Origin of the sequence: Trinickia dinghuensis (assembly GCF_003367175.1) — a bacterium.
Classification (GTDB): Bacteria; Pseudomonadota; Gammaproteobacteria; order Burkholderiales; family Burkholderiaceae; genus Trinickia; species Trinickia dinghuensis.
Genome location: NZ_QRGA01000008.1, coordinates 337,984 through 358,434, shown reverse-complemented (window position 1 = coordinate 358,434; position 20,451 = coordinate 337,984). Strand labels below are relative to the sequence as shown.

General features: G+C 65.4%; 21 protein-coding genes. 14 read left to right on the top strand and 7 right to left on the bottom strand.

Features of this window, described 5'->3' with window-relative positions:
- Window positions 1-9: 9 nt before the first annotated feature.
- Window positions 10-987 (bottom strand): LysR family transcriptional regulator, encoded by a 978-nt coding sequence (locus DWV00_RS16300; protein WP_115534609.1) that lies wholly within the window; start codon window positions 985-987, stop codon window positions 10-12.
- A 76-nt stretch (window positions 988-1,063) separates the two neighbouring features.
- Here DWV00_RS16300 and DWV00_RS16295 point away from each other — a divergent pair, with 76 nt between their 5' ends.
- On the top strand, window positions 1,064-2,050 hold the full coding sequence (locus tag DWV00_RS16295; protein WP_115534608.1) for a nitrilase-related carbon-nitrogen hydrolase: 987 nt from the start codon (window positions 1,064-1,066) through the stop codon (window positions 2,048-2,050).
- A gap of 34 nt (window positions 2,051-2,084) precedes the next feature.
- On the opposite strand, the gene DWV00_RS16290 is transcribed toward DWV00_RS16295, so the two are convergent.
- On the bottom strand, window positions 2,085-2,984 hold the full coding sequence (locus tag DWV00_RS16290) for a helix-turn-helix transcriptional regulator (protein WP_115534607.1): 900 nt from the start codon (window positions 2,982-2,984) through the stop codon (window positions 2,085-2,087).
- Between the two features lie 129 nt (window positions 2,985-3,113).
- Here DWV00_RS16290 and DWV00_RS16285 point away from each other — a divergent pair, with 129 nt between their 5' ends.
- Window positions 3,114-3,905, top strand: coding sequence for a helix-turn-helix transcriptional regulator (locus tag DWV00_RS16285; protein ID WP_115534606.1), 792 nt, complete (start codon window positions 3,114-3,116; stop codon window positions 3,903-3,905).
- A gap of 52 nt (window positions 3,906-3,957) precedes the next feature.
- Here DWV00_RS16285 and DWV00_RS16280 read toward each other — a convergent pair whose 3' ends face one another.
- From DWV00_RS16280 to DWV00_RS16260, 5 genes are all read right to left on the bottom strand, one after another.
- Window positions 3,958-4,845 (bottom strand): helix-turn-helix transcriptional regulator, encoded by an 888-nt coding sequence (locus DWV00_RS16280; RefSeq protein WP_115534605.1) that lies wholly within the window; start codon window positions 4,843-4,845, stop codon window positions 3,958-3,960.
- 285 nt (window positions 4,846-5,130) lie between these two features.
- On the bottom strand, window positions 5,131-5,859 hold the full coding sequence (locus DWV00_RS16275) for a lytic transglycosylase domain-containing protein (RefSeq protein WP_115534604.1): 729 nt from the start codon (window positions 5,857-5,859) through the stop codon (window positions 5,131-5,133).
- Window positions 5,860-5,875: 16 nt separating this feature from the next.
- The gene (gene sctR / locus DWV00_RS16270) at window positions 5,876-6,535 is read right to left on the bottom strand and encodes a type III secretion system export apparatus subunit SctR (protein ID WP_115534603.1); all 660 of its coding nucleotides are present in this window, start codon (window positions 6,533-6,535) and stop codon (window positions 5,876-5,878) included.
- Window positions 6,528-7,688 carry a type III secretion system cytoplasmic ring protein SctQ gene (gene sctQ, locus DWV00_RS16265; protein WP_115534602.1) on the bottom strand — a complete coding sequence of 387 codons (1,161 nt, stop codon included), beginning with the start codon at window positions 7,686-7,688 and terminating at the stop codon, window positions 6,528-6,530. The genes sctR and sctQ overlap by 8 nt, the downstream gene beginning before the upstream one ends.
- 10 nt (window positions 7,689-7,698) lie before the next feature.
- The gene (locus tag DWV00_RS16260; RefSeq protein ID WP_115534601.1) at window positions 7,699-8,574 is read right to left on the bottom strand and encodes a helix-turn-helix transcriptional regulator; all 876 of its coding nucleotides are present in this window, start codon (window positions 8,572-8,574) and stop codon (window positions 7,699-7,701) included.
- 347 nt (window positions 8,575-8,921) lie between these two features.
- On the opposite strand from DWV00_RS16260, the gene DWV00_RS16255 reads away from it, so the two are divergent.
- From DWV00_RS16255 to sctT, 12 genes are all read left to right on the top strand, one after another.
- Entirely contained in the window at window positions 8,922-11,036 is a 2,115-nt protein-coding gene (locus DWV00_RS16255; protein ID WP_425452788.1) for an FHIPEP family type III secretion protein, read from the top strand.
- A gap of 61 nt (window positions 11,037-11,097) precedes the next feature.
- Window positions 11,098-11,355 carry an EscS/YscS/HrcS family type III secretion system export apparatus protein gene (locus DWV00_RS16250; protein ID WP_115534599.1) on the top strand — a complete coding sequence of 86 codons (258 nt, stop codon included), beginning with the start codon at window positions 11,098-11,100 and terminating at the stop codon, window positions 11,353-11,355.
- A gap of 8 nt (window positions 11,356-11,363) precedes the next feature.
- Window positions 11,364-13,373: a type III secretion system outer membrane ring subunit SctC gene (gene sctC / locus DWV00_RS16245; protein ID WP_115534598.1), complete on the top strand. Its 2,010-nt coding sequence runs from the start codon at window positions 11,364-11,366 to the stop codon at window positions 13,371-13,373.
- The gene (locus DWV00_RS16240; protein WP_115534597.1) at window positions 13,374-14,549 is read left to right on the top strand and encodes an FHA domain-containing protein; all 1,176 of its coding nucleotides are present in this window, start codon (window positions 13,374-13,376) and stop codon (window positions 14,547-14,549) included.
- A gap of 171 nt (window positions 14,550-14,720) precedes the next feature.
- Window positions 14,721-14,939: a hypothetical protein gene (locus DWV00_RS16235; protein ID WP_147297912.1), complete on the top strand. Its 219-nt coding sequence runs from the start codon at window positions 14,721-14,723 to the stop codon at window positions 14,937-14,939.
- Between the two features lie 111 nt (window positions 14,940-15,050).
- Window positions 15,051-15,530, top strand: a complete 480-nt coding sequence (locus DWV00_RS16230) for a hypothetical protein (protein WP_115534595.1) — start codon at window positions 15,051-15,053, stop codon at window positions 15,528-15,530.
- A 77-nt stretch (window positions 15,531-15,607) separates the two neighbouring features.
- Window positions 15,608-16,381, top strand: a complete 774-nt coding sequence (sctJ, locus tag DWV00_RS16225) for a type III secretion system inner membrane ring lipoprotein SctJ (RefSeq protein WP_115534594.1) — start codon at window positions 15,608-15,610, stop codon at window positions 16,379-16,381.
- Between the two features lie 43 nt (window positions 16,382-16,424).
- On the top strand, window positions 16,425-17,150 hold the full coding sequence (locus tag DWV00_RS16220) for a bcscK (RefSeq protein ID WP_115534593.1): 726 nt from the start codon (window positions 16,425-16,427) through the stop codon (window positions 17,148-17,150).
- On the top strand, window positions 17,132-17,779 hold the full coding sequence (gene sctL / locus DWV00_RS16215) for a type III secretion system stator protein SctL (RefSeq protein ID WP_115534592.1): 648 nt from the start codon (window positions 17,132-17,134) through the stop codon (window positions 17,777-17,779). The genes DWV00_RS16220 and sctL overlap by 19 nt, the downstream gene beginning before the upstream one ends.
- Complete coding sequence (locus tag DWV00_RS16210; protein ID WP_115534591.1) at window positions 17,776-19,173, top strand: FliI/YscN family ATPase; 1,398 nt, start codon at window positions 17,776-17,778, stop codon at window positions 19,171-19,173. The genes sctL and DWV00_RS16210 overlap by 4 nt, the downstream gene beginning before the upstream one ends.
- The gene (locus DWV00_RS16205; RefSeq protein ID WP_115534590.1) at window positions 19,136-19,630 is read left to right on the top strand and encodes a hypothetical protein; all 495 of its coding nucleotides are present in this window, start codon (window positions 19,136-19,138) and stop codon (window positions 19,628-19,630) included. The genes DWV00_RS16210 and DWV00_RS16205 overlap by 38 nt, the downstream gene beginning before the upstream one ends.
- 2 nt (window positions 19,631-19,632) lie before the next feature.
- Entirely contained in the window at window positions 19,633-20,421 is a 789-nt protein-coding gene (gene sctT / locus DWV00_RS16200; RefSeq protein WP_245964904.1) for a type III secretion system export apparatus subunit SctT, read from the top strand.
- The last annotated feature ends 30 nt before the right edge of the window (window positions 20,422-20,451 follow it).

The following is a 20,451-nucleotide window of genomic DNA, read 5'->3' as shown; positions in this document are numbered from 1 at the left end:
CGCTATCCTTTAGCCGGTCGGGCGCTTTCGCCCTCTGCCGCGCGGCTCGATTGCCGTCGTTTCTTGTGTCGCTAGCGCGAACGCCTGCTTGACTTGCTCCCTCATCCACCCGATGGCGCTTTCGCCCTCGCTATCGCGTCGCCATATCAACTGCACCGGATAGCTCCCCAGATCGAGCGGCGCGGCACAAACACTCAACCGCGATATTCGCGCAAGTGCCGCGGCCGCGTGCGAAGGCAGTGTAACGACGGCGCGCGTATTCGTGAGAAAGGCCGGCACCGCCGAAAAATGCGTGAGCGCCGCGTAGACATGGCGTTCGCGCTTCAACGCGCGCAGCGCCGTATCGACGATTCCGGTTCTGCCCGAGTACGACACGAGCAGATGCGGGATGTCGAGATAGTCGTCGAGCGAAAGCGGTAGCGGTGCACGGACGGCCTTCTCATCGACTACGCACGCATAGCCGCTGTGCCCGATCTGCTCCTGCGCGATCCAAGCGCGTCTGACCGTGCCCGATACGACGGCGAGTTCGATCTCGCGATCGTTCAGCATCTGCTCGACCGTGTGACGATTCGTTTGCCGAAACATCACCGAAACCTGGGGGCCCGCACGCTGCACGAGTGTGGTGAGGTGAGGCCCGAGCGCGATTTCGAAGTCGTCCGACATGCCGATCGAAAAGCGGCGCGATGCGCTCGACGGGTCGAATGCTTGCTGGGCCGTCAATACCTCCCAAAGATCGGCGATGCCGGCTTCGAGCCGATCGGCCATCGCCTGCGCGCGCGGCGTGGGCGCCATGCCGCCGCGCACGCGGACGAACAGCGGATCGCCACAGGCTTCACGCAATCGCGCCAATGCCGCGCTCGTTGCTGCCTGGCTCAGCGCGAGACGCGCGGCGGCCTTCGTGACGCTGCGCTCCTGCCATATCGCGACGAATACTACGGCCAGGTTCAAATCCAGCCGTTTTATATCGAGCACATTGATTTTCATCATCTAGACAATTTGTTTGATAGATAAGCGGGAGAATAGCAAACTGCTCCCGTCACAACATCTTCGATCGGAGCAGCAAGTGAGAACACATCGCGTGGCCGTAGTGCAAACCGGTAGCCGCCTATTCGATACGCCGGCAACGTTGCAGCGCATGGAGCAACGCGTCGATGAGGCGAGCGAGCAGGGCGCACGGCTCATCGTATTTCCCGAGGCCTATATCGGCGGTTATCCGAAGGGGCTCGACTTCGGCGCGCGCGTGGGCTCGCGTTCCGCCGCGGGCAGAGACGATTTTCTGCGGTACTGGCAGTCTGCAATCGACGTACCGGGCCCGGAGGTCGTGCGCATGGGCGAGATGGCACGCCGTGCGCAGGCTTGGCTGGTGGTGGGCGCCATCGAACGCGACGGCACGACGCTGTATTGCACGGCGCTCTTTTTCGGACCGGACGGTACCTTGGCCGCGCGGCGCCGCAAGCTGATGCCGACCGCGAGCGAGCGCTTGATATGGGGGATGGGCGACGGCTCCACGCTACCGGTGATCGATGCGCCGCCGTTCGGCAAGGTCGGCGCGGCGATCTGCTGGGAGAACTATATGCCGGCGCTGCGCATGTCGATGTACGACAAGGGCATCGGCATCTGGTGCGCGCCGACGGTCGACGATCGCGACACCTGGCAAAGCACGGCTCGGCACATCGCCTGCGAAGGGCGATGCTTCGTGCTCAGTGCGTGTCAATATTTGACGCGTGCGGACTGTCCCGATCACTACGATTGCATCCAGGGCAACGCACCCGAAACCATGCTGATTCGAGGCGGCAGCGTGATCGTCGATCCGCTCGGAAAAGTGTTGGCCGGTCCGGTCTACGATCGTGAAGCCGTTCTGACGGCCGAGATCGATCTCGACGACATCGTGCGTGGCAAGTTCGATTTGGATACGGCTGGGCACTACACGCGGCCCGACATCTTCGAGCTACGCGTCGATGCGCGTGCGCGTCGAGCCGTGTCGCTCGAGTGCGATGCGGGCGACGGGGAGCCGGAAGACGGCGGTCCGGGAACGGAGACGACCCAGTGAGTCCGGCGCCAGCCTCGATCCGGCGTCAATCGCCTCAAATCAGCTCGAGCTTCGACGTGAGGTAAGTCAGCTCCGTACGGTTCGCGACGCCGAAGCGCTTGCGCAGCTTGCGCAGGTGGTAGTCGACGTTATGGGCGCTCGTATCGAGGCGGCGCCCGATCTCCTTGTCCGATGCGCCTTCCGCGATGCCGAGCAGCAACTCGCGCTCGAACTCGGTGAGCTCGTCGGTCGTGCGCTCGCGTGCCGCGGCGGTCAATTGCTGAGCGGCGACGGTATGGACCGAAAGGCCGATCGCGAGCGCCTGTTCGAGCGTCGTCGAGGTAATCCAATCGTGCGTGCGGCGCTGGCCCGTAAAGCTCATGAACGCGTGCATCCGCGTGCCCGGTATCGGCATCGCGAACATGAGGCCGCTGCGCATGCCGTCCTCGCGCATCATCTTGATGAACCCGTCGAGGCCTTCTTGGGCAGCGTCGCCGCGCTCCAAGCAAGGCGCCCGGGCATGGAGCTGCTGTAGATCCCACACCAGAGGCAATCTCCCCTGGCGCGCCGCGACGGTGCGAGGATCGACGTCGTGATAGCGCTCTCGCACGTAATCGCCTCGGTACGTGCCGGGAATGAATGCCTCATGCAAGAACAGCCGTTCGACACGCTCGCGGCCGAATTCGAGTGCGAAGTAAGCGAACGTGGAAAATCCGATCAAGTGCAGCAAGCTATTGACCATGCGGCTGCGCTCGCACGCGCTTTGCGCTGCCGCCAGCGCCGTCGCGATGCCCAGGCGCGGCGTGTGCCGCGCGGCCAAGCTCAGCTGCCGCGGATCGTTGCACCAGACGACCTCGATCGTCCGGCCGCGGCCGGCCACGGCGGATTCGGAGCCGCACGAATGCGAAAGCGGCGCAAGTGCGGAGTCGTCCTTGCGCAATGCAGGGTAGTGCATCGATGAGCCTCCGATCGAGATTCACGTTACGTCGTATGACCCATAGTTTGATCCCACTATGTTTGTGCGCGTAACATCGCGTAATAATAAACGCAAAAAAACGATACCGGTGGGTGGGGTTATTCGCTGATGACAATCAATGACGAATTTCCGGCGCTCGTATGGTTTTCGCAAGGTGATGCCGTTGCCTATTTGCACCAGGTCGAACCGACCTTGGCGCCCGATCGGCACGAGTGCGAACTGCGCGAATGCCGAGAGCGCTTGCAGCAAGCGGGCTTTTCGACGTTCTCTTACATGGCATTGGAAACGATTGGGCGGCGCATCTTGCGTGCCTATGCCATGCGCGAGATGGGAAACGTCGGGTTTACGACCACTTATTTGAAGAGCCGGCTTTACGAAACGGATCCGCGCCTGGCGGTATTGCGCGAAAGCGGCCTTCCGGTGACTTGGAATCTCGATGAATTGGAGGCGCGCTCGAATGTGAGCGAGCCGCGCGTGCGTAGCCTGTTATCGACATTGCGCGCACACGGAATGCACTGCGGGCTGATTCTCGGCTTGCCGGCTCCGCGTGCCGATTTGCGCGTGGCCGTGATTCTCACGTCCCAGGCCTGCGACGCCCATTGGATCGACGATCGCGTGATGGGCACCGTGCTGGCGGCCAGCCTGACCATCGGCCGTCTGATGCAGCCTTATGTCGACGACTGCGCGCGGCGGGCCCGCAGGATCGTGCTGACCGACGAGCAGGCGGCAGTGCTCGAACGGCTCGTCAAGGGACTGTCCGATCATGAGATCGCCGCGGAAGTTGCGGCTTCGCTGCACCGCGTTACGCAACACGTGAAGATGCTCCAGAAAATGTTCAACGTCGAAAACCGCGCGCAGCTCGCGTATCTGGCCGCGCGCTGGGGATGGTGCAACGCGTAGCGCCAGATATCGGCATGTCTTGGCGTGTGTTGACGTGCATCGGCGCTACGCATTACTGCGTGAGCACGCGCCCCGCGATGTAGGCGAGCTGCACGCGATTGGTCGCGTGGTAGAGCTTCTTCAGTTGGCGCAGGTAATAGTCGACGTTGTGATGCGACGTGCCGAGCCGCTCCGCGATGTCCTTGTCGTTCAAGCCGAGCGTGACGAGTTCGAGAATCGAACGCTGAATGCCGCTCAGTTCGTCGATATGGGCTGGGCGGTGAATCTGCGGTTCCCGCAGCGCGAGGAACTCGTGCAGACCCACGGCCAGCGCGTAGGCGTGGCCGATCGACATGTCGGGTAGCCGAGCCTTGGACGGCTGCGAGTTCGAGAACATGACGACGCACGTGTCGAGCGCATCGGGCGTACCGAGGCCGAAGGAGACGCCCGACAGCATGCCCGCATCGCGCGCGGCCGTGGCGAAACGCTCGGCCCGCGCCGCCGTCGCGCTCGTCGGCCCGGCCGCGCTTTGGGCCGTGCCGGCGGGCGGTTCGTGGGACGCGATCGACGACAGATCCCACAGCATCGGCCACTCGTGCCGGCATGAGTAGGCAAGGCGAGCGTCGATTTCGTGGAAGCGCTCGCGCAAATAGCGCTGCGCCCATCCGGTCGGAGAAAACGCGTTGAAGTAGACGATCCGGTTGATCGTGTCGCCGATGCGCGAGACGCGCATGTAGCAGAGCGACTCGAAGCCCGCTGCTCGCAGCGCCGGGCGCAGCAGCGCGTGCCGGGCTTGCGCCGTCCCTACCTTGGCTAGATCGTGGGCGATGCCCGCCAGCCGCTGCCCTTCGGGGGCATCGTCGTCGAGCGGTGTATCGGTCATGCTATCGAGGTCGGCATCTCCGTAAATCAGAAAGTTCGAGGCATCGGTATCTGCGTCGAGGGGGCCGTACTGACTCATCGTTCTCGCTCCATATCCATGAAATGCGCGGATCCCCGGTGCCGCGAGAGGCAACAGTATCCCAGCGCGAGCGGCGTTCGGGAGTTGGTCGAACCAGTAGTTCGGCTGGGGTTTTGGGCGGTCTTGCAGCGAAGGACTACGAAAAGGAGGTATGCCTGCAATTCGCTGTCGTCAACATCGGTAAGACGTACGACTGGCGCGGCTTTGGCAGGTAATTTGTCCTTTCGAATCGCTTCGATGGAGATCCTGTTTTGCAGCGGTGGGAATCGACGCGATACGTCGTGTTTACTGCAGGATTTTGACGCCGCCCTCGTTCGGCCGAACATCGTTCGCGTTCGCGCAATCGGACAGCACGACGATGCCGGGTGCGCAGCGCGACACGCGCGTGCCGTGGGCTGGCGCCGAAGCGTTGGCCCTGCGCTTTGCCGGCATCGGCGCGGAAGGCGGCGGCGTGCTGCCGGCCGCAAGCGGAATGGGCCCGACCTCGTGATGCCCATCGTCGAGCGCGTGCGAGACGACGCGTTCGACGTAGCCGGCCGTGAACCCCGTGGAAAAATTGCCGCTGTAGTAGCAGGAGAGGGCCTTGCGCAGCGCGACTTGTTCGTCGGCTTCGGTGCGCGCCGCGCGCGCGAAGCACTCCGACAGTATCGAGGCGGCCACGCGCAGGTTCGCGCACGGATCGAAGATCGACGTGATCGTCTCGCCGAAGCGGGCGAGGTTATAGCGGTTCACCTGCCCGAGCCCGAGGCTGAAGTTGTAGCCGAGCCGCGCGAGATTCGCGGCGGTGGCGAGCGCCTCGTCGAGCGAGACCGGCTGCCGCAAGAGACGTCCGCCCACGACGCCGATCGCATACGGGTTGTAGTCCGATTCGACGCTGACCAGCGCCGCGAGCGTGTGCGCGTCGACGGTCGGGGCGCAGCGCATCGCGAGCGCCAGAAAATCGCCGGCGCGCGCGGTGCCGGGCCCCATGCACAGCAGGAATGCGACGACGACCGCGGCGAGCGTTCGGCGCATGGCATCTCCCGATGCGTCAGCGATACGACAGCACGAGCCCGTGCACGAGCACCGACCAGCCGTCGAGCATGACGAAGAGCAACAGCTTGAACGGAATCGAGATCGTGGTGGGCGAGATCATCTGCATCCCGAGCGCGAGCAGTACGTTGGCGACGATGAGGTCGGTCACGACGAAGACGACGTAGATCACGAAGCCGATCTGGAACGCGCGCGTCAGCTCTGAGAGCATGAAGCTCGGCACGAGCACCATCAAGTCGTCGGACTTCAGCGATTGCACGCGCTCCGCCGGCCAGATCGCCGTGGCCGAGCGCATGAAGAAGGCGCGTTCCCCGGGCGCCGTGTGCTGCGAGAGGAATTTTTTCAGCGGCGGGGTGATTGATTGCCCGATCGCCATGACGTCGTCGATGCTCATCGAGCCGTCGATCGTGACGTGGTTGCTCTGCATCGTATCGACGATGGCGCTGCCGACCGGCGCCATGATGTAGATCGTCAGAATTAGTGCGATGCCGTTCAGCACGATGTTCGGCGGCACTTGCTGGACGCCGAGCGCAGTGCGCAAAAGGCCCAGCACGACGACGAGCTTCGTATAGCTCGTGACCATCAGCGCGGCAAACGGAATCGTGCCGAGCGCGACGATCAGAAACAGCATCGTGACCGGACTCGGCATGTTACTCATCGCCGCCCTCCGAAAAGCGCGATACGCGCACACCGAGCTTGTTGCCCACGGCGATCAGATGCCCCTGTCCCACCAAGGCGCCGTTCGCGCGAATATGAACGGTGCTCTGATTGAGCGGCTGTTCGAGTTCGATGACATAGCCGCTTTTGAGCGCCTTCAGCTGGGCCAGCGGCATCGAGCGCTCGTCGAGTTCGAACGTGACCCGCACTTCGAGCGCGTCGATCTGAGTCAAGGACGGCTCGCTCGTTGCCGCGGTGCCCGAGCCTGCGTTCGGCGCGCCGGCGGCAGGCGCGTCGGGCCGTTGTGATGGCGTCACGGGATTCTCCTCGATTCGGTCGATGACGATGCGCGAACCGACGGCCTTTGCCCAGACGGTCACGTGTCCGTCGCTCGTCGTCGCAAAGCAGTGCAGTGCCGGCCCGGACGACTGCCAGCGTTCGATGCCGATGATGTCGCCGCGCGCGATCGAATGCAGTTCGGCGACGCTGAGCATCGTCGAGCCGAGCAGGAAGCGCAGCGCGATCGGCAGCGTGTCGAAGTCCTTCGGCTCGAGCTTCGGGGGCGGCGGCTCGGCGGGGCAGGCCAGGCCCAGATAGCGTTCCTCGGTGAAGCACAGCGCGCCATGGCAGCGCCATTCGCTGCCCGGCCGCGTCACGCAAAAGCGCAATGCGCCGGGGTCGCGCGCCGGATCGTCCCGCGGCGCCGTACCGGCCGGCACATAGCCGAGTTCGATCCGATGTCTCGTTCTCGCTTCGAGTGCGTCGATGAGCGGAGCGAGTGCGTCGGCAACGAGCGCGGAACGAATCTCGGCGGGCACGCTGTCGCTCGCCGCATCGCCGATCAGGGCATGCTCGCCAATCGAATCGAGCACGAAGCGGCCCTCGGCCGGCCCGAAGCGAAACGTATAGATGTGCCCCGGCGCGCGCACTTCGGCGTCGGCTTGCCAGCGCAATTCGTAGTGGCCTTGCGCGATCGCGAACGCGAGCGGCGTCGGCCACGCATAGGCGCGATTCAGCGCATGCGCGGCCAGCGTGCTGATACGCGGCAGCCCGGCTGCATTGCCGAGCGGGTGCCCGGCGGCCGCCGCGGGCGAGGGCGGGGCGGCGCGCGGTGCGCTCGCCTTGGGCGGCGCACTGGCCAAGGTGGCGGACATGGGATGGAAATCAGACGACGAACAGCCGCCCCGCGAGATACGCGAGCTGCACGCGGTTCAGGACGCCGTACTTCTTGCGGATCTGCCGCATGTGATAGTCGACGTTGCTGCGCGACATGTTCAACTGCTGCGCGATCTCGCGATCGCTGAGGCCGCTTGCGGTGAAGTTCAGGATGCGGCGCTGCAGATCGGACAGCGTTGGTGTTTGCGCCATCGAGGCCATTTGCCCGGCCAGGAAGGCGTGCACGCCGAGGCCGAGCGCATAGGCTTGGCCGACCACGCGGTCGTTGATCCAGCCGCTCGTCGGATTCACGGAACTGAAGATGATCACGCTGTGCTCGAGGCTGCCTGGGTCGACAAGACCGAACGCAATCCCGCTGCGGGTGCCGCAGCCTTCGGCGTCTTCGATGAAGCGCTGCATGCGCGCGTTCGATTCGGCTGTGATCGTCGGCTCGGCCGCCAGCGTTTCGTGGTCCCAGACGAGCGGCCAATCGTGTCGGCATGCAAATGCCATGCGCGGGTCGATATCGAAATAGCGCTGATCGACGTAGCGCTGCGCCCAGCCGGGCGGCGAGCATAGATCGAAGTAGCGCACGCGGTTCACGATTTCGCCCAGCCGCGTCAGGCGGCAATAGCAAAACCAGTCGAAGCCGATCGTGCGCAGCGCGATCCGCAGCAGTTGCTTGCGTTCATGCGGGGAGTGCGCCGCGGAAAGATCGGCCGCGATTTCGGAGACACGATCGCTGCCGTTCGCTTCTCCGTGGCGTCCGGCATGCTTGCTGACCACGAGCCCGCAATCCGCCGCTTCGATGAAGTCGATCGCGTGCCGTGCATCTCGTTCGCTGCTGCCTTTCGGCAGGCGCTTGCGCGCCTCGGGGTTCGTCATGCAGTCCTCCAACTCGTGAGCGGCGATTCATGTGATCGAGCGCCGTTTCATGGCTTTCGACTATAGCCGCGTGTCCATGGCCTACGTAACTGCACTGTTCAGTAGTGTTTCGCGCCGGCGCGGCCGTCGAGGCGCGATTTACTACGAATCTCACGATTGAGGCATGCACCCCGCGCTTTTACACTTTTGTCGCGGATTCCCGTTTCCGCGGTGGCGTTTCTTTAGCGAGGGATTTCATGTCCGTGGCGGCGCTCAGGAAGCAAATGAAGGACTGGTGGCCGGGGGCGAGCGGCGCCGAGGAGGCGCGCCGCCCGGTACGGCCCTACGACCTTGCGTTGGCCGGCTTCATGGCGATCGTCGTTTCGCTGTTCGTGCTGCCGCTGCCGACGGCGGCGATGGACGCGCTCATCTCGCTGAACCTTGCCATCAGCATCGTCTTGCTGACGGTATCGACCTATCTGCCGTCGGCGCTGAGCTTCTCTTCGTTTCCGGCGATGCTGCTGTTCACGACGCTGCTGCGTCTGTCCCTGAACATCGCCTCGTGCAAGCTGATCTTGCTGCACGCGAATGCGGGGCACATCATCGATGCGTTCGGGCGGCTCGTCGTCGGCAACAATTTCGTGGTCGGCGGGGTCGTGTTTCTGGTCATCGCGATCGTGCAGTTCATCGTGATCGCGAAGGGCTCCGAGCGCGTTGCCGAGGTGGGGGCACGGTTCTCTCTCGATGCGATGCCGGGCAAGCAGATGAGCATCGACGCCGATTTGCGCGCGGGCATCATCAGCTCCGAGGAAGCGAAGCATCGCCGTGAGCGGCTCGAGCAGGAATCGCAACTGCACGGCGCGATGGACGGCGCGATGAAGTTCGTCAAAGGCGATGCGATCGCCGGCACCGTCGTCGCATTCGTCAATATTCTCGCGGGCATTGCCGTCGGCACGATCATGAAGGATATGAGCGTGTCCGATGCGCTGCATCGCTACGCGATTCTGACCGTCGGCGACGGCATGTCGGCGCAGATTCCCTCGCTGCTCGTTTCCATCGCGGCCGGCGTCGTCACCACGCGCGTCGCGACGCGCGACGCCAACGACAGCCAGCTCGGCGAACAGATCGGCAAACAAGTGACCGCGCACCCGCGCGCGCTTTTAATCGCCTCGGCCGTGCTGCTCGCCTTCGCCTTCGTACCCGGTTTTCCGGCATGGTCGTTCGGGTTGCTCGCGCTCGTGACGGGCGGCGGCGGCGCGTTGCTGCTGCGCCGGCGCAAGACGATGCCGCCGCTCAAGCTCATCACGCTGGCAGAGCCGATCGCCGCCGGCGAACAAGAGTCGCAGGTCGGCCCGCATACCTCGGGCGTGACGTCGCCGCTCGCGGTGACGCTGGCGCGCACGGTCTCGCCGCACCTGAATCTAGTGCGCTTGCAGGCGGCGCTGGCCGTGGCGAAGTCGAACGTCGAAGCCGACATCGGCCCCGTCTTTCCGCGCGTTCACGTGGCGTTCGACACGGCGTTGCCCGAGGGCCGCTACCAAGTGTTCGTCCAGGACGTGCTCGCGTCGGAAGGGCAGGTGCGGCTGGGCCGGCTGCTGTGGGACGGCACCACCCCCTTGGAGGACGGCGTCGAGCGTACGCCGGGCGAGCCGTTCGGCCCGTTTCCCCAGCCGGTTTGGCTGCCGCTCGATGCGAAATCGGCGGAGCCTCGCGTCAAGCAAGCACCGCCGCCGCCGCGCATCAAGGCGGTCTTCACCGTCGAAACGGTGACGCCGGAGTCGCTGGTCGGCCTGCGGACTGAGGAAGTGGTGGCAAGACATGTCGAGAGCGAAGTGCGCAAGCATGCCGCCGCGCTGATCGGCATTCAGGAAGCGCAGCATCTGATCCGGCTCGTGCGGCGCGATTACGCCGAACTCGTGGCGGAACTGATGCGCCTCGTGCCGCTGCAGCGCATTACCGAAGTGCTGCGGCGCCTGCTGCTCGAGGACATCCCGATCCGCAATCTGCGCATCATCTTCGAAAGCATGATCACGTGGGCGCCGCGCGAGCCCGACGACACGATCGCGCTCGTCGAACTCGTGCGGGTCGACCTGCGCCGCATGATTACCGATCGCCACGTCGGCAACGCCCGCAAGCTCGACGTCATTTTGTTCGAGCCCGTTTTGCAGGAGCGCTTCGAGCAGGCTGTGCTGCGCACGAAGCAGGGCAACGTGCTGGGGCTCGCGCGCGAGGTCAAGGACGACGTCTGCCGGCAAGTGAGCGCGCTGTTCGACGGCCATCAGGGCACCGCGAGCGGCGGCATGCCGCGCAAGCGCGCAACCTCGGTGCGCACGGCCGTCGTCGTCTCGCTCAACGTGCGCCGCTATGTGCGCACCACGCTCGCGGCCGTGCTGCCCGATTTGCCGGTGCTTTCCTATCAAGAGCTCGAGGAGGACGTCGAGCTGCGCACCATCGGCTGGGTGTCGAGCCCGGCGATCGCCTAGCCGGGCGACCTACACAACGACACAACTACATAACGAATCACATGAGGCAAGGGATCATTCGATGACTACCGAAACGATATTGGACATTACGCGGCAGGCGCTTTTGCTCGTGCTGATGCTGTCGTTGCCGATCGTGCTCGTCGCGGCGGGCGTGGCGCTCGTCGTCGCGCTGGCGCAAGCCGTGACGCAGTTGCAGGATCAAACGATCGGCCTGGCCGCGCGCATGATCGCGGTGATGGTCGCGGTCATTGTGACGGGCGGCTGGATCGGGCGCTCGGTTCTGCTCTTCGGCCAGCAGTCCCTCGCGAGGTTGTTTTGAGCCCCCACATGCTTTCTGCTCGGGCGCGCCGCGCCTATGCTGCCCGCTTGCGCTACGTCTCGCTCTTTTCGCAGCTCGCGCTCGGCGCGCTCGCCTTGTCGTGTGCCGGTGCGCTCGGCATGCCACGCATCGCGCACGCGGCCGAACTGCAGTGGCGCGATCGCCCTTATACGATCGTCGCCGACGGCAAGAAGGTCACCGACTTCATCCGCGAACTCGCATCGGCGCAAGGGGTGACGGCCGTCATCGATTCGAAGGTCGACGGCACGATCAGCGGACATTTCTCGGGCTCGCCGATCGCGACGCTGCGCAGCGTGTGCGCAACGTACGGCCTCACGTATTACTTCGACGGATCGCTGCTCTACATCGATCGCGCGGAAGACGGCCAGACGCAGGTATTTCCGATCCCGAAGGGCAGCGCGGGGGAACTGTCGCGCACGCTCGAGGCCATGCAGATTCCTGACAAGCGCTACCCGCTCATCATCAGCGATCGCGAAAACACGATCTATGTGTCGGGCCCGCAGCGCTATGTCGACCTCGTGCGGCAGGCGATCTCGACGATCACCGATCCGAGCCGCGGGCTCGATCGCGCGGAGATTCGCGCGTTCCCGCTGCGCTATGCGTACGCCACCGACTTCCAGATCAACCGATCCGGCAAGGAAGTGACGATTCCCGGTGTGGCGACGACGCTCGGCCGGCTATTCGGCAAGAACGACGGCAACGGCGGCCTGCCCGGCTACGGCGCTAGGCTCGGCGGCGCGACGCGGCAGGTCAAGCTGACGTCGGGCGATACGGTCAATGTGCCGCGGTTGACGCTCGGCGCGGCCGGCACGACGGAAACGCCGAGCAGCGATGCATCGGAGGCGGCGGTTCGGACCGGGCAGCCGATTTCACTGCCGCAGATCGTGGCCGATGCGGGAACGAACTCGGTCATCGTGCGCGACGTGCCCGAGCATATGCCGGAATACGCGCAGCTGATCTCGGCGCTCGATGCGCGGCCGCGCCTGATCGAGGTGGGGCTGACGATCATCGACATCGACGAGAGCGCGCTCGATTCGTTCGGCGTCGATTGGCGGCTGCATACGCCGAACGGCGACTTCCAATTCGGCGACGGCAGCAACCCGCCGCTGTCGTTCAGCGGCAATACGGAGGCGGGACAGACGGGGGCGTCGACACCGGTCGGCATGGCGCTTACCGCGTCGATCGGCGGCGCCATGCGCAACTACCTGCTCTCTCGGATCAACATGCTGCAGCAAAAGGGCAAAGCGCAGACCTTGTCGAAGCCGATGATTCTAACGCTCGACAACAACGAGGCCATCCTCGAGAACCTCACCGAGTTCTACGTGCAGGTGTCGGGTTATCAGGACTCCTCTCTATATGGAATCACGACGGGCACGAGCGTGAAGGTCACGCCGCGCATCGTCAACGACGGCGGCAAGCCGAGCGTGATGATGTCGATCGATATCGACGACGGCGAGCTCAACAGCACGCTGACGGTGACGTCGGTGCCGGCCGTGATCGAGCGCAACATCGTGACGAAGGCGATGATCGACGAGGGCAAGAGCTTGCTGATCGCGGGCTTCAACAACGACACGCTGACGACGAACAAGACGGGCATTCCGTGGATTTCCGACATTCCGTGGATCGGCAATCTCTTCAAGTACACGAAGAAGAACGGCGAGCGCACGGACCGGTTCTATCTGTTGACGCCGCGCGTGGTGCAGACCGCGAGCACATTCGATCCGAACGCCGCGCCGCTCGGCGTCGAGCCGCCGCTGCCGGGACAGCCGTTCAATTCGAGCGAGCCGATGCCCAACACCGCGCCCGGGCCGTTGGTCGTGCCGCCGAGCGCGGTGCCTGCGATGCCGCCGTCGTCTACGCCGCCGTCTAACGGCATGCCGTCGAATTCAATGCCCGCCCCGGGGGCTTCGGCCGAGCCGGTGCCACCGGGCGACTCGGGCAAGCGTGCTTCGAAGATCGTTTCGTCGATACCGCCGGCGGGCGCATTGGAGCACTGAATGAGCGACCAAGCGATGTCCGCCCCCAGGCAGGCCCCGGTGTCTTCGACGAAGGCGCCGTGGAGTCTGTCGTTCTTGAGCGGACCGCTGTTCGGCCGGACGTTGGCGCTCAAGCTCGGCGAGAACTGGGTGGGGTCGGGCGCGCAGTGCGACGTGATCGTGCCCGATCGCGACATCGCTCCGAGGCAACTGCGGCTTTCGGTCGGGCAGATCGCCGTATCGATCCAGAACGTCGGCGGCGGCGAGGCGACGCTGAACGGCGCGGCGCTCGACGCGACACGGCGGGCGCTGCGGCACGGCGACGTCGTCGAGATCGGCCCGCTCAAGCTCGGCATCGTGCCGGCGGCCGAGCCGCGTACGGTTGCCGCGCCCGATGCGCCGTCGCCCAGCCGCGGCCGGCTGGCTCGATGGGCCGCGGCGCCGTGGGCCGCTTGGATGGCGAGCCGCCGCTTCGTGATCGGTCTCGGTGTGCTGTGGGGCGTGCTCGTGCTGGCGGGCGGCGCTTATCTGGCCATCGGCGCGACTGATCCGTTCTGGTTTCAGGCAAGCGCGACCGAACGCATGCGAGAGGTGCGGCAAGCATTGCACGACTATCCGGAACTGAACGTGAAGCCGACGAGCACAGGCTTCCTGGTATCGGGCTACGTCAACGCGTTGTCGGATCGCGACCGGGTTCAACGGATCGCCCAGACGTTTCCGCAGACGACGGTCGGCGATGTCTACGTGATCGACGAGCTGCTCGGATCGGCCCGGCTGTATTTCAGCGATACGCCGTTGACGGTGACGTACGGCGGGCACGGCACGCTGCTGATCGGCGGCTCGGGCGGCCGCTCCCTGCAGCAGCGTGTCGCCAACTTCGCGAAGGATGCGCGTCCCGCATTGCAGGTGGTCGATCGGGTGGTCTATGCGGGTGCGCCGCAGACGGCGCCGAAGCAAGCGCCGCCGACGGCCGGCGACGTGCCCGACATCGTCGGCGTCTACGGCGACGGCCTCGGCACGCGCTTCATCGAGACCTCGGACGGGGCCCGCTATTTCGAAGGATCGCGTTTGCCGGGCGGGCTCGAGGTCAGGCAAATCGGCAACGACCGCGTGATTTTCGCGCGCGGGCCTGACCGGTTTTTCATGGACGTAAGCTCGGCGGCCGTCCATGAGTTCATTCCGCCGCCGCCGGGCTAGCTTTCGCGGTGCGTCGTCGTCGCTTCGATGCGCACGATGCCGCGCCGCGCAGACGGGTTCACGCGGGACGAAGCGTCTCGCATGAGCAAGCAAGCGCGGCAACGCGCGTTTGTTGAACTTGAGCGTCCCCGTCGCCGGGGCAACGATATCTCACCGCAAAGGAGAGCAGCAATGACTGTGTCATCGACGTCATCGACGAGCATGAATTCGGGCGACATCGAAGCCCAAATGAACAACATGCAAACGCAGGAAGAGGATTTCCAACTGTGGTCCATGCAGTTAAGCAACACGCAGGACATGTGCAAGACCGAGATGTCGGCTCGTCAAGGGGAGAGCAGCACCGTGGATACGGCGTGCCAAAGCATGCAGCGCGGCGCGCACGTTTCCTGAAGCCGGCGGTTCGGCGCTTGTCTCGCGGTTAGGTCCGGGCGCCGCGCAAGCGGCGCCCGGTGCTCGGCTTATTCGGCGCACGCCGCCGATCCACGATGAGGTGAGGTTCCCATGACCGTTCCAGCTGTCACGGCGGTTCAATCGTCGGTTGCTCAAGGGGCGAGCGGTGCGAATGCGGCCGTAGGCGAGGCTCAAGCGGCCCAGCGGGCGATGCCGGCCGCGCCCCGGCAGGAAGCGGACCCGGCGCAGGCGAGCGCTTTCGACGCGCAGATGAGCGGGCAGGCGGCGCAGGCCGCGCCCACCGGCACCGTCCATATGCATAGCGCGCAAGCGACGCACAGCCTCGATGCGGTGGTGACGCACATGCGCAAGGAAACGGCCGCGCTCGATGTGCGCTACCAGGAAGCGATGTCGCAGATGGAACATCCGGCCGCGCTGATCGACCCGAGCGATCCGATGATGACGATGGTGCGCTTGACCGATTTCACGCTGAGCACGTCGGTGACGCTGCAGCAGTATCAGTTCAGCATGGCCATGGCCGACGCGTCCAACGGCGTTACGCATTCGCTGCTGAAGAACAACGCGGAATGAACGGCGCCGGTTGAACGACGCTGCCTAGCCGGTTACGGCACGGCGCGCGCGACTGTCGCCGCGCGACGTGCAAGGGAATGACTATGAAAACGCTGCTGCGCGCATGCGTTGCGCTCGCGTGCGCCCTGCTGCTGGCCGGTTGCCAGCAGGAACTGTACATGGACCTGACGGAATCGTCGGCCAACGAGATGATCGACGCGCTCGCGAATGCCGGCATCGGCGCGTCGAAATCGGAAGTGCCCGATCACGGCTGGGAGTTGCTCGTCGACGGCTCGTCCATACCGGCCGCGTTGAATGCGTTGAAGGCCGTCGGCTTGCCGCGCCAGCCGACCGAAAATCTCGGCGAACTCTTTCGCAAGCAAGGGCTCGTCTCGACGCCGGCGGAGGAGCGCATCCGCTATATCTACGGCGCGGAACAGGAACTCGATCGGACGCTGCTCGACGTGAACGGCGTCATCGTCGCGCACGTGCATGTCGTGATTCCCGAGAACGACCCGCTGTCGGACAAGATCAAGCCGTCTTCGGCGTCGGTCTACATCAAGTATCGCCCCGGTATCGATCTGAAGATGATGGCGCCGATGGTCAAGGACCTCGTCGCGCACAGCATCGAGGGGCTGACGTACGACAACGTCTCGCTGTTCCTGCAGGCCGCGCCGCCGAAGGCGGCCGCGCAGAGCGAAGGGGTTCAAGGGGGCCCGCTCGCACGCGCGTTGTCGCTGGTCGCCCTTGCGCTCGTGCTGTCGACGATCGCGGCGCTCGGCGTGTTCCTGCTCCGGCGCGGTCAATTCAAGCCGGCGGCGCGAGGCGCGGGCGCGGCGAATCTATCGCAAGAGCAGACCCATGCGGGTTGACCGCAGTGACCAAGTTGACCGGGGCGGCGGGGTGGACGACCGGATGCAAGACGATCTCGACGACGGCGACGACGCACACGAATTGTGGCGCGCGCAGGCCAACCGCGGCCGCTTCGCGCGGCTCGTCGCCGAGTTCAATTTGCGTCCGGACCGGTATGTCGATCCCAGCTGGCCGCTCGGGATTTGGCCCGCGCCGTGGAACGAGATCGAGCGCTTCGGCGAGCGGGGCCGCCGCGTGCTAGCGCGGGCGCTGTTCGACACGGTGGGCTTGCACGAGGACGAGTCGGGCAGCGTGCCGGCCGACTACGATTTCGCTTCGCGGGACAAGCGTGTCGCGTTGTTGCCGAGCGACGTCTTCGAGCAGCTCGCGCATCTGTGCGGATTGTGTCTGCACAGATCGTGGCTCGTGAGCGGCGAGGTGACGCGCGGCGTCGAAAAGGCGCTGCAGCTCGGCTTCGGCGCGGAAACGATGGCGTTCGTGCGCAATGAGACGCCGCCGTTCGACGCGGTGAGCGAGACGCTCGAGCCGATGCGGCGCTATCCGAAGCTCGTCGTGCAGAAGATCGGCGCCCGCGGCGCGCGCCTGCTGCTCGATTTCATCGCGCCGGCGGGATTGCCCGTTTATGCCCGTACGCGGTTGAAGCTGCCGCGCATCGCCGACGTGCAGCCGGCATACTGCCTCGGCGACGCGCAGCGCGCGGAGTTCGCCGAGGTGCTGTTTTTGTGCCTCATTCCCGAGAGACTGCGAGCATGGGACTGGCTTTTCTGATCACGAGCGAAAACTTGCAGATGCTGTCGGAGCGCCGTGTGCTGAAGGAGCACGAGTACTCGGCGCTGCTCGACGCGAATTCGATCGTTCTGACCGCGAAGAAAGAGGCCGAACGCATCGTCGCCGACGCCGAGCGGCGCCGGGACGAAATGCGGCGCCAAGGCTACGACGAAGGCTTCGCGCGCGGCGAGCGGGAAGGGGCCGAGCGCGCCGTTGCCGCGACGCTCGACACGGCGCACGCGCTGGCGTTGTCGCGGGCAAAGATGGCGGACATGGTGGTGCGCGGCCTGCGGGAGCTCGTCGGCGAGTTCGAGCGAGAGCGCATTTTCGAACTCGCGCTTAAACGGATCGATGCGTTCGTTCGCGATGAGGCATTCCTCGTCGTGCGCGTGGCACCCGATGCCGTCGATGCGATGAAACAGACCGTGGCCGATCATCGGAATGCCATGACCGACGAGGCGCACGCGGCCGAGAGCGCGTTGCGCGCACAAGCGGTACGCGTGGTCGCGGACGCATCGCTCGGCAGCGGCGATTGCATCGTCGAGACGCCGGCCGGCAGTATCGATGCGCGGCTCTCGACGCAGATCGACGCGATCCGCTCGGCCATCGGAATGCGGAGGGGAGGATGAGCGAATCGGATTCGAGCTGGCGCGATGCGCTGTTCGCCGAGCTGCATGGCGATGCGAACGGCGACGGGTTCGCCAAGGCGCTCGAAAGCGTCAATCCGTTGCGGATGCGCGGACGCGTCACGCAGACGGCCGGCCTCTTGATTCACGCCTCGGGCATTCATGCGCGGCTCGGCGAAGTGTGCGAGCTGCACACGCCGGGGCTGGAGCCGATGTTTGCCGAAGTCGTGGGCTTCTCGCGGCAGACGGCCGTGCTCACGCCGCTCGGCTCGCTCGCCGGCTTGTCGAGCGCCACGGAAGTGTTGCCGACGGGACATGCGCATACGTTCGACGTTGGCGATGCGCTGCTCGGGCGCGTGCTGAACGGTCTCGGCGAACCGCTCGACGGCCGCGGCCCGATCGCGAAAGGCACGCGCGTGAGTGCATTCGCCGAGCCGGTCGGGGCGCTCGAACGCACACTCATCGACGATCCGCTGCCCACCGGCGTGCGCGCGATCGATGCCTTTCTGACGACGGGGGTCGGCCAGCGAGTAGGCATCTTCGCCCCTGCGGGCGTCGGCAAGAGCACGCTGCTCGGCATGATCGCGCGCGGTGCAGGCTGCGACGTCGCCGTCGTCGGCCTGATCGGCGAGCGCGGGCGCGAGGTGCGCGAGTTCATCGAGCACAACTTGTCGCCGGAAGCGCTCGCGCGCACCGTCCTGGTCGTATCGACATCGGACCGTCCGGCCATGGAGCGCGTGAAGTCGGCCTACGTGGCGACGGCCGTGGCCGAATATTTCCGCGACAAAGGGCTGCGCGTGTTGCTGCTCGTCGATTCGCTGACTCGCTTCGCGCGCGCGCAGCGCGAAGTCGGTTTGGCGTCGGGCGAGCCGCCGACGCGGCGCAGCTTCCCGCCGTCGACGTTCTCGGTGTTGCCGCAGTTGCTCGAACGCGCGGGGCAGGGCGTGCGCGGATCGATCACGGCGTTCTATACGGTGCTCGTCGAAGGCGACGACGAAAGCGATCCGATCGCCGAGGAAGTGCGTTCGATTCTCGACGGACACATCGTTTTGTCGCGCAAGCTCGCTCAAGCGGGGCATCACCCGGCGATCGACGTGCTGGCGAGCGCGTCGCGCGTGATGACGCGCGTGGTCGACGAAGCGCACGTGCGCCGCGCGACTCGTGCGCGCGAATTACTGGCGAAGTATCAGGAGATCGAGCTGCTCGTGCAGATTGGCGAATACCGCGCGGGCAGCGATGCGCTGGCCGATGCCGCGCTGGCCGCGCGCACCGCGCTGCGCGACTTCGCTTGCCAGTCGCCCGCGCGGCTGGAGACTTATGACGAGACGCTCGCGAAGCTCGTCGCCTTCGAGGATGCCTATGGACAAGATCATCGAGAAGCTCACGCGGGTGCGTGAGATGCGGCGCGACGTCGTGTTGACGCAAGTGCGGCGTCAGGAGGCCGTGCTCGAAGCGGCGCGCGAAGCGTTGCGGCGGGCCGAAGGCGAGGTCGCGCGCTTGCTCGGAGCGAAGGCCGCGGCGGGGCGTTCGCTCGCCTCGCGGATGCTGCAAGGACCGAACTCGGCTCGCGAACTCGTGGGGGCCGGTATCGACTGGCAGCTTTTCGACGATCGCATCGAGGCGGCTCGCGAGCGGACACTGCCGGCGCAAGAGCGCATGCGTGAGGAGGCGCAGCGTTTAGAGGCGTTGCGCGAGACGCTGCGGCGGGCCGATGCCAAGCGCGATCAAGCTGAGCGGACGGGCGAGCGCATCGAGCGCGCCGCGGCGCGGCGTGCCGAGGCGGCCGACGAAGCCCGCGCGGAAGAAGCGGCGCTGCGCACGGCGATCGCGCCGCTCGGCGCGCACGAGGGGTGACCGTGATTTCGAGCGAGGCGCTGGATGCGGCGGTTCGCGCGGTGCGCCCGGCCGTCATCGTGCTGCCGCGCGTGCTGCCGATCATGATGATCGTGCCGGCGTTCAGCTCCACCGTGCTGACGGGGCTCGTGCGCAACGGGTTCATGGCCGTCATCATCCTGTTCATCGGCCCGTCGATGGATCTGACTTCGCTGCAAGGCTTGGCGCCGCTCATGTGGGTCGGCCTCGTGGCGAAGGAGGCGCTGATCGGCATCTTGCTGGCCTATACGTTCGGCGCGGTGATGTGGGCGATCGCGACGGCCGGCTCGCTCATCGATTTTCAAACGGGCGCGAGCAACCAGTCGTTTTTCGATCCGATCGCTGAATATGAAACCGGCCCCTGCGCGGGATTTCTGAATTTGCTGGCCATTACGCTGTTCGTGACGAGCGGCGGACTGAACCTGTTGCTGTCCGCGCTGTTCGCGTCGTATCGGCTGTGGCCGGTCGCTTCGTTCGCGCCGAAATTCGGTGTGGCGCTGCTGCCTTTCATCGCGCGCGGCGCGACGAGCGTCATGATGTGGACGGTCAAGCTCGCGGCACCTGTGGTGATGGTGCTCGTGCTCGTCGAACTCGGGTTCGGGCTCGTGAGCCGCGCCATGCCGCAACTGAACGTGTTTCTGATGTCGCAGGCCGTGAAGAGCGCGGTAGCCGTGTTGATGATGGCGCTGTTCTTGCCGTTCGTCTATGCGTCGCTGCATGCGTATTTGGGCCCCGACAACACGCTGCTCGAATTGTTGAAATCGATGCTTTAACTGCTCGAGCTTAAAGGGCGTGAAACGACC